Source organism: Ramlibacter pinisoli (assembly GCF_009758015.1).
In the GTDB taxonomy this organism is placed as follows: Bacteria; Pseudomonadota; Gammaproteobacteria; order Burkholderiales; family Burkholderiaceae_C; genus Ramlibacter; species Ramlibacter pinisoli.
On the sequence record NZ_WSEL01000002.1, the window covers coordinates 221,207 to 235,042 of the forward strand.

12 protein-coding genes are annotated in these 13,836 nt (G+C 64.0%); 8 read left to right on the plus strand and 4 right to left on the minus strand.

The window, feature by feature from the left end; translation table 11 throughout:
- The first annotated feature begins 14 nt into the window (after window positions 1-14).
- From GON04_RS26515 to GON04_RS26520, 5 genes are read left to right on the plus strand one after another with little or no spacing between them, the layout of a single operon-like run.
- Window positions 15-512: a hypothetical protein gene (locus tag GON04_RS26515; RefSeq protein WP_198349181.1), complete on the plus strand. Its 498-nt coding sequence runs from the start codon at window positions 15-17 to the stop codon at window positions 510-512.
- A gap of 2 nt (window positions 513-514) precedes the next feature.
- Window positions 515-949: a VPA1267 family protein gene (locus GON04_RS26995; RefSeq protein WP_157396153.1), complete on the plus strand. Its 435-nt coding sequence runs from the start codon at window positions 515-517 to the stop codon at window positions 947-949.
- Entirely contained in the window at window positions 946-3,270 is a 2,325-nt protein-coding gene (locus GON04_RS01115) for an ATP-dependent DNA helicase (RefSeq protein WP_157396154.1), read from the plus strand. The genes GON04_RS26995 and GON04_RS01115 overlap by 4 nt, the downstream gene beginning before the upstream one ends.
- Window positions 3,267-3,515, plus strand: coding sequence for a YegP family protein (locus GON04_RS01120; RefSeq protein ID WP_157396155.1), 249 nt, complete (start codon window positions 3,267-3,269; stop codon window positions 3,513-3,515). The genes GON04_RS01115 and GON04_RS01120 overlap by 4 nt, the downstream gene beginning before the upstream one ends.
- Window positions 3,512-3,667: a hypothetical protein gene (locus tag GON04_RS26520; protein ID WP_181653574.1), complete on the plus strand. Its 156-nt coding sequence runs from the start codon at window positions 3,512-3,514 to the stop codon at window positions 3,665-3,667. Before GON04_RS01120 ends, GON04_RS26520 begins: the two co-directional genes overlap by 4 nt.
- A 170-nt stretch (window positions 3,668-3,837) precedes the next feature.
- Here the strand turns inward: GON04_RS26520 and GON04_RS01125 are convergent, their stop codons facing one another.
- Window positions 3,838-4,038: a DNA-binding protein gene (locus GON04_RS01125; RefSeq protein WP_157396156.1), complete on the minus strand. Its 201-nt coding sequence runs from the start codon at window positions 4,036-4,038 to the stop codon at window positions 3,838-3,840.
- A gap of 410 nt (window positions 4,039-4,448) precedes the next feature.
- Here GON04_RS01125 and GON04_RS01130 point away from each other — a divergent pair, with 410 nt between their 5' ends.
- The 3 genes from GON04_RS01130 to GON04_RS01140 are packed head-to-tail and all read left to right on the plus strand — an operon-like array spanning window position 4,449 to window position 11,272.
- Window positions 4,449-6,554, plus strand: a complete 2,106-nt coding sequence (locus GON04_RS01130; RefSeq protein ID WP_157396157.1) for a class I SAM-dependent DNA methyltransferase — start codon at window positions 4,449-4,451, stop codon at window positions 6,552-6,554.
- On the plus strand, window positions 6,551-7,810 hold the full coding sequence (locus GON04_RS01135; RefSeq protein WP_157396158.1) for a restriction endonuclease subunit S: 1,260 nt from the start codon (window positions 6,551-6,553) through the stop codon (window positions 7,808-7,810). Before GON04_RS01130 ends, GON04_RS01135 begins: the two co-directional genes overlap by 4 nt.
- A 39-nt stretch (window positions 7,811-7,849) precedes the next feature.
- Window positions 7,850-11,272 (plus strand): type I restriction endonuclease subunit R, encoded by a 3,423-nt coding sequence (locus GON04_RS01140; protein ID WP_157396159.1) that lies wholly within the window; start codon window positions 7,850-7,852, stop codon window positions 11,270-11,272.
- Window positions 11,273-11,336: 64 nt separating this feature from the next.
- Here the strand turns inward: GON04_RS01140 and GON04_RS27000 are convergent, their stop codons facing one another.
- Genes GON04_RS27000 through GON04_RS01150 form a run of 3 tightly spaced genes read right to left on the minus strand, consistent with a single transcriptional unit; the run spans window position 11,337 to window position 13,773 of the window.
- Window positions 11,337-11,669, minus strand: a complete 333-nt coding sequence (locus GON04_RS27000) for a ubiquitination-like system serine protease family protein (RefSeq protein ID WP_220132886.1) — start codon at window positions 11,667-11,669, stop codon at window positions 11,337-11,339.
- Complete coding sequence (locus GON04_RS01145; protein WP_157396160.1) at window positions 11,669-13,054, minus strand: ThiF family adenylyltransferase; 1,386 nt, start codon at window positions 13,052-13,054, stop codon at window positions 11,669-11,671. Before GON04_RS01145 ends, GON04_RS27000 begins: the two co-directional genes overlap by 1 nt.
- Window positions 13,051-13,773, minus strand: coding sequence for an E2/UBC family protein (locus GON04_RS01150; RefSeq protein WP_157396161.1), 723 nt, complete (start codon window positions 13,771-13,773; stop codon window positions 13,051-13,053). Before GON04_RS01150 ends, GON04_RS01145 begins: the two co-directional genes overlap by 4 nt.
- Between the last annotated feature and the right edge of the window lie 63 nt (window positions 13,774-13,836).

The window sequence follows — 13,836 nt, forward strand, 5'->3', positions numbered from 1 at the left end:
TGATCGAATCGATCGTGGAGATCTTGGACGGATGGTCGGGAAAGATCACGTGGGAGTTGCTGTGCGCGAAGATCTCCGCGACGTTGGGCGCGCAGTATGACTATTCCCGCTTCACGCTAGGCGACCATCCTCGAATCAAAGCGGCGTTCGACCTTCGCAAGGATGCCGCTCGAGGGATGCCGTCCGGCGGCCCACGAGTTCCTCGAGACGAGCGGCTGCGTGCGGCATTCGAGCAAATCGAGCGACTGAAGGCGAAAGCTGCGCGACTCGATGTCGAGAACAGAAGGCTGCTTGAGCAGTTCCACGTCTGGGCGATAAACGCCGAGCGAGGTGGCATCTCGATGGATAACTTGAACAAGGCCCTCGCGAAGCCGCAGCGAGAGCAGAGCAGAGTCGAGAGGGACGGCGATGTGCCAAACAACCGCCACCGAGCTCGCGGGCGACTCCCTGGATCGGTTGAATCGCGCGCTGGTCAAGCCGCGGCGGGGACAGACCAAGTTGCGGAGGGATGACGATGTCTAGCGGGCAGCAACTGGCAGAAGAGAACTTCCAGAGGTTCGTCACCTGGGCCGCGGCCAAGAGCGACGAAGAATACCGCTCGATGGTAAGCAGGGGGGTTCTTTCCAGAACGGAGATCGCCGCTGAGTGTGGCTTCGCGAAGTCAGCGCTCTCCCAGAACCCGCGTGTTCGTCAGTCCCTAAGTGACTTGGAATCCGGGCTCAGGGCGAGAGGCGTGCTTCCACAAGCCGTCCAAGCGGCCGCCCAGGCTCCTGCGCTAAGGCAACGGGAGGTAAGCGGTCTCGCGACGGCCCGAGATGCCGAACGTCTCAAACGCCTTGAGCAGGACAACGCGAGCCTGCGTGCAGAGGTTGCCGAACTTAAGCGACTGCTTTCACGATACGCGGACCTCCAGGAGGCTCTCGCGGAAACAGGACGGGTGCCGCGATGACGCCCATCACGCTCCGTGTGACCGGGATCCGGTCGCAGAACCCGCTCGGCTTTGGTGGCGCGATCTTCACTGGCGTGCCCATTGCTCCTGATGGTTCCGTCGAGGATGCCCGCTCGTACCTGGTAGTGCGCGCTTCACGCGCCGTTCTGGGGGGCTGCAAAGTGGAGAAAGGACAATGGTGGCGGGTCGCCGGTGCCATCACCGAGCGTCCCTTACGGCTTGATGGCTTCGCGTTGACCGAGCGCCAGGTGGATGCGTCGACCGCGCTGCTGGCCCGGCCATCGGGCGAGCATCTTGTCTCATTCATCGCGCGCAACACGGCCTTCGAAGGCTTCGGGACCGTCAAGGCCCGGCGGCTTTGGGACCACTTCGGTGAGCGGCTCTATGCGCTCCTGGACGCTGGAGATCACGTGGAACTTTCGGCGGTGGTGCCGGCGGAGGCTGCGCAGCGCTTGACCTCCGCGTGGAGCCTGCAAGGTGATGCAAGGACGTTGCAGTGGTTGCAGGCCAGAGGATTTGACATCCGCATAGGCCGCAAGGTGCTGGCCTTCTTCGGTTCGAATGCGGCCGAAAAGATTGAAGAAGATCCCTACCGGCTACTTTCGTTCGCGGGCAGGTGGTCGGAAGTTGACAAGCTCGCCACCGGCGAGTTCGGCCTAGCTCAGGACGACCAACGACGTCTCCTCGGCGCGGTTGAGGAGACCTGCTACCGTCTTTTCGCTTCGGGGCACACGGCCATGCTCTCGTCCGAGCTATCGGACGGCATTTCGCGACTACTTGGCCGGCCGCCTACGGGAGTCCGCTGGGTTGACTTGATTTCGCGTGCGCTGACTGCAGGCTTGGGCAACGGCAGCTTCGTCAAGGGTGATCATGGCCTCCAACCGCTGGGAGCACTCGTGATGGAGCGCCAAGTCGCGAGGGCCATCCACCAGCGGCTCAGGCTGGGCGAGGTGCCTCTGGCGTCGCGTGCGGTTGTCGACGGCGTCATAGGCCGCGTTTTCCAGGAGGATGGGGTGGAGCTCAACCTAGAGCAAAGAGAGGCCCTCCACGCGGCAACAACCCGCGCATTCGTGTGCATCACTGGAGGTGCCGGTGTCGGCAAGACGACCGTCTTGAAGACGCTGTATCGCCTGTTCGACCTGTGCAAGGTCAAGGTTGTCCAAGTTGCGTTGGCTGGCCGGGCCGCGAAACGGATGCAGGAGGCCACCGGAAGGCCGGCATCAACAATCGCAAGCTTTCTTCGGTCCGAGGAGGCGGAGTCGATGGAAGGGCTCGCTGTCCTTGTAGTCGACGAGGCGAGCATGGTCGACATCATCTCCATGAGTCGGTTGTGTCAAGCCCTTCCTCCGCATGTGCGGCTCGTTCTAGTTGGTGATCCCCATCAGCTGATGCCAGTTGGGCCCGGCTTGGTGCTGCACGCGATGCAGAACGTGCCCCAAGTGCCGACCGTGGAACTCAAGGCGGTGAAGAGGTACGGCGGCCACATCGCGGCCGCGGCGGCGTCGGCGCGCAGTGGCAAATGGCTTGAGCTGGGCGATGACTCCGCTGACCCCATCGCCTTCCTTCCATGCAGTGACGACCAGGTGGCCGGCCTAGTGGTCGAGCTTCTAGCGCTGGACCTTGAGAACACTCAGGTCCTGGCGCCCTTGCGAAACGGTGTGGCGGGCACGAAGGTCTTGAACGAGTTGTGCCAGCAGCGCTTTACGCGGGGCCGGCCCGCGGTCAAGTGCTGGAACGAGGAATTCCAGACCGAGGCGCTGTGCGGCTTCAACGAAGGTGATGTAGTTCTCTGTACTCGGAATCTGTGGGCTAAGGGCTTACAGAACGGCTCACTCGGACGCGTCGCTGAGGTTGAAGCTGCGCCCCGGGTGCTCGCCGAGGAGGATGGAAACGAAACGGGGCTAGCGCTGGCATGGATCGAGTGGGATGACGGAGAGCGAAGGCCTCTCACCGCAGACATGCTCGACGACGTCGAGTTGGGCTATGCGGTCACCGTCCACAAGGCCCAAGGCTCGCAGTGGCCCAGGATTGTGGTGCCAGTGACCAAGTCACGCATGCTGGACCGGACGCTTCTGTACACCGCCATCACGCGTGCACAGAAGCAAGTCCTTCTGGTGGGCGATGTCGATGCGGCGCGACGCGCAGTGACGGCGGCGCCCCGGGCCGCGGAGCGCAGAGTCGCGCTTGACCTCACCCTGGCGGCTTTGCTGATGGGCGGTGCAGATTCACGGTCCACGCTCGCCGCTGCAGCGTTTCGGCGAAACACAGAGTTTCCGCATGCGCATGTTGGGTTCAACCTTCACAAGGCAGAAAACCGATGACCAAAGAGAGAAAAGACCACCGGTGCGCTAAGTGGCAGGTGTTCTTGATGCGTAGCAAGGCTGGCCACTGGATGTTCGAAGTGCGCGGACCGGACGATCAGGTGATGGGAGGAGGCGGCGGGTATGAGGACGCATTTGAGGCGCTCGACGCTGCTGAAGACGCCTTTCCCGGCTGCGATATGAAATGGGTGATTCAGCAGCCCATGGGGTACATGGTTAACACCGCGAAAAGAGAAGCCGAATGACAAAGCTTGAATGCCAAGTACCGCAAGGCGCCAGCCGCGACCACACGCAGGGCACGCCTGTAAACCGGATGATGAAGTGCATTACCTCCTACGAGGTCGACACTTACCACCGGCTACGGGACGCCGCGGTCGGCCGCATGCGCCAGGGCTGACGGCCCTGGACGAACTGAACTCCAGCAACGACCGCATTCGACGGCGGATTCAACCGGTCGACGCAACACAGTCGTCGGCCTGACGCCAGGTATCGCAATGGGGGTGCGCGCAGAACGGATCCCGAGGCTGCAGAAGAAGGCGGCCCCGATTGGGGCCGCTATAAATCACGTCACCCCTTTCCTCGTCGCGGGCGCGAGGCATAGCCGAGGGTACGCAGGTGCACTTGAATGGTGTTGAAGCTGCCCGTTCCGAGTTCGATCCGTACATTGGACGGCCCCACTTTGCGGCCCTGCAACTCAAGCTCTTGGCAGGCCCGTCTGACGTCCTCCAGCGTGATGCCGGGGCGGCCACGTCCCTTCTTCTTGCCCATGTTGTCCTTCGATGCGCGGGGACGTCCCCCGCACACCGTCTAGCAACGGGCACATGGCAAGGGGTCTCGTTCGATCGACAAGCACCGGCGAAGCCCCACCGAAGCGAGTCCTCAGACGGACGCCACATGGAACGCAGGCATTCCATGTGAGGAGACGGGCACTCGGAAAGCGGCCCGAAACCAACTCGGTGCGAGCTCAGACGTCTTGAAGTTCAGGCGGCTTGCGGGGAAGACGGGCCGGAAGCGGCCATCGAAGACTTCGGACTGACCAACGGCCGACCTCTGGAGGGGGCCATGTTTCGGCCTACTTTTGGCCAGAGGCGGGACCCGAATGCAATGGTTGAAGCGATCGGTACACTGCTCGCTTGCCGGACCCTACCGGCTGACTAAATCACCAACAGAGAGACGCATTGACCGCCGACCATTTCACGGGCCTGGAGCAATTCGAAGCGGGACTCTGGAAGATCGCCGACGACCTGCGGGCCAATTCGGGCCTGGCATCGAACGAGTATTTCATGCCCATCATGGGTCTGCTGTTCCTGCGCCAGGCCACCAACCGCTACTACGAAGCACTGGCGGCGATCGAATCCGACAAGGCGGCAGGCAGGATGGCCGATCGCGCGCCGGTGGCCGGCGACTTCACCAAACGGCGAGCGCTGATGCTGCCCCAGGGCACCCGCTTCGACGAGATCCTGCAGACACCCAAGGACCAGAGCCTGGGCGCGGCGTTGACGCGCGCAATGGAGGCGGTGGAGCAGCGCTTTCAGCCGCTTGCCGGCCAGCTGCCGAAGGACTACGAGCGCTTCGACAACGAGCTGCTCGAACGCATGATGCGCACCTTCGACAACGAGGCGCTGCGCAGCGCGTCGGGCGATGTCTTCGGCCGCATCTACGAATACTTCCTCGCGGAGTTCTCCAAGCAGGGCGCGCACGACAACGGCGAGTTCTTCACGCCGCCTTCGATCGTGCAGACGATCGTCAACGTGATCGAGCCCGACCACGGCTTGATCCTCGACCCGGCCTGCGGCTCGGGCGGCATGTTCGTGCAGTCCAGCCACTTCATCGAGCACGCCGGCCGCGACACGATGAAGCGAGTCACCTTCTACGGCCACGAGAAGAACGAGACGACGGCGAAGCTGGCGCAAATCAACCTGGCGGTGCACGGGCTGGAAGGCCGCATCCGCGCCGGCAACGAAGCGATCACCTACTACAAGGACCCGCACGAACTCGTGGGCAAGTGCGACTTCGTAATGGCCAACCCGCCGTTCAACGTGGACGAGGTCGATGCCGAGAAGGTAAAGGGCGACCCGCGCCTACCGTTCGGGCTGCCCGGTGTCAACAAGGCGAAGAAGGTCTCCAACGCCAACTACCTTTGGCTGTCGTACTTCTACAGCTATCTCAACGAGACTGGCCGCGCCGGCGTCGTGATGTCGTCGCAGGCCTCAAGCGCCGGGCGCGACGAGGCCGCGGTGCGGCAGAAGATAGTGGAAAGCGGCGCCGTCGACGTCATGATCGACATCCGCGGCAACTTCTTCTACACCCGCACCGTTCCGTGCCAGCTGTGGTTCTTCGACCGCGCCAAGGCGCGAGATGAGGCGCGGCGCGACCACGTGTTGATGCTCGATGCACGCGGCATCTCTCGCAAAGTGTCGCGCGCGATCTGCGACTTCTCCCGCGAGCAGCAGCAGAACATCGCCGCCATCGTCTGGCTGTACCGCGGGCAGGGCGAGCGCTTCCTGGCGTTGGTGGCGGCCTACCTCTCGCAGGCACTGGCCGCCGGCGCGGCTGCTGCCGAACCGCTGGCGCTATTCATCGCGGCGCTGGACAAGCTGGGCACCCTGACGGGGACGTTCGTGACGACGAAGCGGGACCCGGACCCGCTGGCCGAGACCTGGGGCGAACTGCTCGCATTGCGCTCGACGCTGGGCACGGACATCGAGGCCTTCGTCGCCGAGGCTGCAGCGCGCGGAAAGGACTGGACACAGGTCGCACGCGACGACAACGCCGGCTTGCATGCCGCGCGCAAGGCGCTGCACCCGGTGGCCGAGCAGTGTCGAGACCTCACCAAGCAGGTCGACCTGGCGGCCAAGCTCGCCGGCCGAGTTGTCGACGTCGCGGTCAAGGACCTGGAGGCGCGCGATTCAGACGCTTGGGCCGGCGCCGAGATCACCCGTGCCCGCAAGGCGCTGGAGTCGGCGCGCGCGGCGGCCGTCGAGGCGCTGCGCCGGCCGCGCTACTTCGTGAAGCAGGCCGACTGGCTGCAGGAACGCTTTCCCGACGCCGTGCTGTGCGACGTGCAGGGCCTGGTGAAGCGCGCGTCGCGTGCCGAGATCCAAGGGCACGACTGGAGCCTGACGCCGGGGCGGTATGTTGGCGTGGCGCCGGAGGAGGTGGACGAGGACTTCGACTTCGAGGAGGCGCTGCGGGCGATTCAGATCGACTTGCAGGGGTTGAACGAGGAGGCGGTTGAGTTGGCGGCGAGGATCGCGCGAAACTTCGAGGAGTTGGGGGCGTGACGTGGCTTGAAGGCCAGATTGGCGACTTCGCTGACATTAAGCACGGCTTCGCGTTCAAGGGCGAGCACTTCTCCGACGAGGGCCAGCGGATCGTCCTAACTCCTGGCCACTGTTTTGAAGGTGGCGGATTTCGACCCCGGGGTGATAAGGAGAAGTTCTACGATGGGCCGGTCCCAGACGGCTATCTACTGAGCCGTGGTGACACGTTGGTCGTCATGACGGACTTGGTCAGTGCGGCCCCGGTACTGGGAGCTTCTTTTCGCATTCCTGAAGATGACCGTTACCTTCATAACCAACGGCTTGGCCTTGTCTCGATTACGCGGCCTGGGCTGATTGACGAACGCTTTCTGTACCACCTGTTCAATACCTACGTGTACCGCGCACAGGTTCGAGGCTCTGCCAGTGGCGCGACGGTGCGCCACACGTCGCCTGGTCGTATCAAGGCATGCAGGGTGAGGTATCCCGACACCCTCCGTGAACAGGCTCGCATCGCCGAATTCGCTGATTCCTACGACGACCTGATCGAGAATAATCGGCGACGGATTGCCTTGTTGGCGGAAGCAGCGCGGCTGCTCTACCGCGAGTGGTTCGTCCACCTCCGCTTCCCCGGCCACGAGCACGCTGCGATTGCGGACGGTCTGCCTCAAGGTTGGTGCATCCGAGCGCTTTCAAGTCTCTGCCCATCCGGCGACGGCATTCAGACGGGACCATTCGGGAGTCAATTGCATCAATCGGACTACTCTGACGATGGCGTTCCAGTGATCATGCCCAAGGACATTGCTGGATCGCGCTTGAAGACTGACGGCTTCGCTCGGATACCGGAAGATCTGGCCGCGAGGTTGAGCCGACATCGCATGGAAGTAGGTGACACGGTGTACGGGCGGCGTGGTGACATTGGCCGGCGTGCGTACATCGGCGTACGCCAACGCGGATGGTTGTGTGGGACAGGAAGTTTGCGCATCCGTCCCAACTCTAATGAGATCGTGCCGCGCTATCTTTTTGATACGTTGGGATCGCCAGCTACTTCGGGCTTCATCGCCAACCAAGCGAAGGGCTCGACGATGCCCAACCTCAGTGCCGGCGCATTGCAGCGCGTGCCGGTCCTGTGTCCACCTCAACGCATCCAAGAGCTGTATGCAGCCGAGGCAGAGCCAATCGCCGAATTGATCGAAGTGCTTTCGGAGCTGTGCCAGCAGTTGGCCAAAGCCCGCGACCTCCTCCTCCCCCGCCTGATGAGCGGCGAAATAGCGGTCTAACGAGCACCGCGAACCTACCAGCCAGGAACTCAGCACACGATGGCCATCACCACCATCAACAGCGAAGACCGGCTGGTGCAGAAGACCTTTGCCGACCACCTGCAGAACGTACTCGGCTGGGGCAGCGTCCACGCCTGGAAGCAGGAGACCTTTGGCCCCGGCGGCCTGCTTGGCCGCGCCGACACGAAGGAAGCCGTGCTGACGCGCGACCTGCGCGCCGCCCTCGTCCGCCTGAACAGTGAACTGCCCGACGGCGCGATCGACAGCGCGGTGCGTCAGCTCACCGCGTACGACGTGAGCCGCTCGGCCGTGCAACACAACCGCGACTTCTACCGCCTGCTGCGCGGCGGCGTGCCGGTCGAATACCGCGACGCCGCCGGCCAGCGCAAGACCACCCGCGCGCGCGTGATCGACTTCGACAACGCGCCCGGCGCCAACCGCTTTCTCGCGGTGCGCGAGCTGGTGCTGACCGGCGTGCGCACGCCCAACTACAACCGCCGCGCCGACATCGTCTGCTTCGTCAATGGGCTGCCGCTGGTCTTCATCGAGCTGAAGGCGGTCTACAAGAACATCCGCGCCGGCTTCGACGGCAACCTGCGCGACTATATGGACGAGCACGTCGTCGCCCATGCCTTCCACCACAACGCCTTCCTCGTGGTCAGCAACGGCGACAACGCGCGCTACGGCTCCATCACCAGCGAGTGGGAACATTTCTACGAGTGGAAACGCCAGGACGAGCAGGATGCCGGCAGCGTGGCCGCGCAGGTGCTGCTCGACGGCATGCTGGCGCACGACCGGCTGCTCGACATCGTCGAGAACTTCATCCTGTTCGACGAGAGCAAGGCCGGCGCCACGCGCAAGGTGGTGGCGCGCAACCACCAGGTGCTGGGCGTCAATAGGGCCGTCGCGTCGGTGGCTAGGCAGGAGGAACTGAAGCGGCAGTTCCCGCCCGGGGAGCGGCTGCGGCACCGGGTGGTGACGTTGCCGCTGGAGCGGAAAGAAGCGGAGCGAAGCCGCCGCGGGCGGCCGGCGGGCAACGAGCCTGCAGGAGCCTTGGTGGCCGCTGAGCGCACGCCCCCTTCTTACATCCCCGAAGGTCCGATAGAAATCATCGAGCGTGCGCACCCTGAGCTGGGGCGCCTGGGCGTGTTCTGGCACACCCAGGGCAGCGGCAAGTCGTACTCGATGGCCTTCTTCGCCGAGAAGGTGCGGCGCAAGCTGCCGGGCAACTTCACCTTCCTGCTGATGACGGACCGCGACGACCTGGACAGCCAGATCTACGGCAGCTTCGTCGGCTGCGGGATCGCCGACGCCAGGACGCCGCGTGCTGCGTCGGGCGTGCAGCTGCGGCATCTGCTGACCGAGAACCACGCCTACGTATTCAGCCTGATCCACAAGTTCAACCAGGACGTCAGGCCCGGCGAGGCGTACAGCGAGCGCGACGACATCATCGTCGTCTCCGACGAGGCGCACCGCACGCAGGCCGGCCGGCTGGCGCGCAATATGCGGCTGGCGCTTCCGAACGCGGCCTTCATCGGATTCACCGGCACGCCGCTGTTTAAGCAGGACCAGATCACCCGGCGCATCTTCGGCGACTACGTCTCTCGCTATGACTTTAAGCGCTCGGAAGAAGACGGCGCCACGGTCAAGCTGGTGTACGAGAACCGTGGCGAGAAGCTGGGCGTGGCACGCGCCGACCTGAACGAGCGCATCGCGCAGAAGATCGAGGAGGCCGAGCTCGACGCCGACCAAGCCGCCCTGCTGGAGAAGTTGCTCGGGCAGGACTACGAGGTCATCACCGCCGACGAGCGGTTGGACAAGATCGCTGCCGATTTCGTCGAGCACTGCGCCACGCGCTGGGAGTCGGGCAAGGCGCTGTTCGTCTGCATCGACAAGATTACCTGCGCGCGCATGCTGCAGCGCATCCAGCCGCGCTGGCAGGCCAAGGCGGCGGCGGTGCGAGCGGCGGCGCAGCAAGCAGCGCTGGTTGGCCGAGCCGCCGAAGCGGCGAAGCTGGCGGCGCAGGCGCAGTGGCTGGACGACACCATCGTCGAGATCGTCATCAGCGAAGCGCAGAACGAGGTGGCGGACTTCGCCAAGTGGGGTTTCGACATCATTCCGCACCGCGCGCTGCTGAAGCAGGGCTTCGACGTTCCGGGCGGCGATCGGGTCGATGTGGAGAAAGCCTTCAAGAACCCGCAGCATCCGTTTCGCGTCGCCATCGTCTGTGCGATGTGGCTGACGGGATTCGACGTCGAGTGCCTGTCCACGCTCTACATCGACAAGCCGATGAAGGCGCACACGCTGATGCAGGCGATCGCGCGCGCCAACCGGGTGTACCCGGGCAAGGACTTCGGGTTGATCGTCGACTACAACGGCATGCTGAAGGGCCTGCGCGCCGCGTTGGCGCAGTACGCACTGGGAGACGACGGCGGCGGGGACGGCGGCGACCTCATCGCGCCGGTGGAAGAGCGCGTGCAGGCGCTGTTGGAAGCGATCGAGGCGACAGAGGCTCACTTGCGCGGTCTGAGGTTCGACCCTGCAGCCCTGATGGGTGCGACCGGCTTCACCCGCATCGCGATGCTCAAAGACGGTGTCGAGGCGGTCTATACCAGTGACGACAGCAAGCGCCGCTTCGAGATCCTGGCGCGGCAGGTGTTCATCCGCTTCCGCTCGCTGCTGACCGAGCCTTCGGCGTTCCGTTACGCTGAGCGGCACGACAACATCGAGGCAATCTACAAGAAGCTGACCGAGCGCCGCGACACCGCCGACGTGACCGCGCTGCTGAAGGAACTGCACCGCATCGTCAACGAGGCGATCCGCACTCAGGCGCCTGGGCAGGACCAGGCTGAGGGTCTGACCTTCGACCTGAGCCGCATCGACTTGGAGAAGCTGCGCGACGAGTTCGCGAAGAAAGTGCGGCGCAAAGCCACCGCGCTGCAGGACATCCGTGACATCGTCGAGGACAAGCTGGCCCAGATGCTGGCCCGCAACCCGGCGCGGATGGATTACCAGCGCAAGTACGAGGAGATCGTCGCCGACTACAACAACGAGAAGGACCGCACGACCATCGAGGAAACGTTCCGCCGCCTGGTCGAGCTGGTCGCGAGCTTGGACGAAGAGCGAGAGCGCGCCACGCGCGAAGGGCTGGACGAGGACGAACTGGCCATGTTCGACCTGCTGCGCAAGGACGGGCTGGATGCGGCTTCACGCGAGCGGGTGAAGCAGGCCAGTCGCCAATTGCTTGCCGCCGTGAAGGAGCGCCTGGCCGAGTTGGACCGCTTTTGGGAGAAGGAGCAGACCAAGGCTGACGTGGAGGTCTTCATCCTTGACGAGGTGTACGCAGGGCTTCCGACCCCGCCGTTCACCACCGAAGAGAAGGAACTGGTGGCTGCCAACGTGTATGCGCACGTCTGGCAGCAAGCGGCCAGTGGCGGGTTTTCGCGCTACGCGCGAGGCTAGGAGCTTTGAGAGTCATCGACGTGTCTGTTCTTGGCAGATGCACGCCCATTTCGGAGCGCGCAACTCACACCCAAACCACTCTTCCTGAGCGGACAAAGTAGTGCGATCGGCAACCGTCAAGCAACCAGACCGACGGGCGCAGGGTGGGGCGCCTCAGCTTGTCTACCTGGAGGCTCCACCGAGGGGATGCCTCACGCAGAAGCGGTAGCTCAACCCGCTGTCCGCAGCCGCAGGGGCAAATCATTGCAACGGACCATGGTTCATCGTCCTCGGTAAGTAGCACCAAGTCACGGGCGGGCAGCCTACTCGGCAATCCATCCCCGGCGATCACCAAAATTCTTCGGTACGGCCACGCCCGTTCCTTGAACTTCAGCCACTGGCGCTGCCACCAGCCCATCACTGGTCCTCCTGGCCGAGGATCGGCAGGCCTAGCAGCGGTTCCGCAGCGCCCGAGGCAAGCAGGCGCGTGGGCTTTGGGGCGAACTCGCGCTCGTGGGTGAATTCCTCAAACGCCTCCGCAAGCATGAACTTGGTGCGCGCGTAGCTCGCGTTGGGCTCGTGGCGATACGGGTAGGCGCGCGCAATGAATTCCAGCACGCCGGCGCTGGCGGCCCGCATGTTGAGGGCGATGACCGCGGGGGCTTGGTCCGGCAGGCCTTCGATGTAACCGGCCTTCACGCGGTCGGCGTGAGCGACAGGATCTTCTTCCGCAAGCGCTTCGGCCTGCAGCGACTCGGGCGTGTACACGCCGCGGTCACGCAGGCTGCTGCCGCCGGGATACACGTAGTCGATGCGGCCGGTCACTTCGGCGATCGCCAGTCCATGCGCAGTTTCGCGCGTGGGAATCCCTACGCCGACATCGATCAACGGCAGCAGGAAGGTCGCACCCGCACGGTCGGCGATCATTCGGGCACGGTGGGTGTCGACACAGCTAAAGACGACGTCACCCTGGGCTAGCGCCATCACCGCGTCGCGGCTCATCATGTTGACGGCCAATCCCTCAAAGTATGGCGTGGACCGGTAGCGGTTTGCGCGTTCGGCGAACACCTCTACCTTCGTGCTGCCATTCTCAGCGTCGGCAAACGTGGTGTTGAGGATGCGGTTGAGGTTTTTGTGTTCGACGTGGTCAAAGTCGATGCCAATGACGCGGCCGAAACCTAAGCGGCAGAGCTGTTCGGCAGTCGGCGAGCCGGTGCCGGAGATGCCGATGACTACCGCAGTCAGCCGCGATAGCTCGCAAGTCATGTCGGGCGTGAAGGCCATTGGGCGGCAGATGCCGGTGGCCAGGTCGTCACGCCACCAGAAATGGAGGTCATCCCCCGCAACCGAGACCAGGTCGATTGAGGTGTGTCCGCCGTCCCGGTCGTAGATGCGGCCGAAGATGAGTCCTGTCGGGAGCATCACGGCAGAACCATGCCGCGCATCGATGGCGGCGAAAATGCAAGGCATGACCTCGCGGTCGCTTTCGTCGTCGGTCGTTGAGAAGGCGGGGAAGCCGTTGGGGTGGGAATGCAGCAACACGATGCCGAGGTTCTCAGCCTCTGCGGCGTCGATTGCCTGCTCGATATAGGACCCCGGCCAAGTCAGAGAGCAGTCCGTGCGCCGGGTGCACGAGTCGTGCGGCACCGGGATCACGTCACGCACCAGGAGGCGAATACGTGGGCCAGGCACCTGGGTGCACACCAGCACGGCCGCCGCTTCCTTCCCGTCGCCAGGAAAGAGGTGGGCACGCAGCTGCGCGTGCGCAGCTGCGGTCAGGCTGAGGGTAGTGCGCGGCATCATTCGCCCAGCTCCTTGGCCAAGCAGGTCTCGACCAGCGCCATGTGCGTGCGAATGTTGTCGCTGTACTCGTCCCACTTGCTGGCTTCGTTGCGGTGGCGGGACCAGCCTTGGAAGACGTGCCCGTCCACCGTCGCCGTGACCTGCGTGCTGGGGATCTCGCGGCCGCTGGCCAGACGGACATGGGGCCAGAAGTAGAACATGTCGATCTGGGCCGCCGGGTAGTCCTTGTGGATGTTGAGCGCCAGCTGCACCGTCTGCGGGGAGTAGCCGGCCGGGAGTTGGTAGTCATGAATGACCAGCCATTGGGCCTCGCCCTCGACCGCTGCTTCCCAGCGCAGGCCCATGCCATCTAGGAACTGCTCGTCCGCTTTCAGCACCTTGAACTGGCGACGCTGGGCTTGCTGTTGGCCGTCGCCGTTGTCCACATTGCGCTGCATGAGGCGGATCTTCTCGATGCCTGGCATGCGCAGATCGACGACGTAGTCCAGCGGCACTTCCTGCTTCGGCTGGTCCTTGACGATGAGGTAGATGTGCCACGCCTTCTTCGGATCGAACCCCGCACGGGTCATCGCGTCGGACACCCTGACCTCGGGAACGTCGTATTCCAGCGTTTCACCCTGAACCTTGAGTTTCCACGTGCTCTTCTTGTCGTGCGCCTGCCCGTGGCCGTCGGCGGTGCCGCTCGGTGCTGCGGCGGAGGATTGGTTGCCAGTTTCCATGGCCGTACTCTTTCTGCTTCAATGAAGCTGTTTAACGCTGCCCGCAGCTCCGTGCTTTGGACT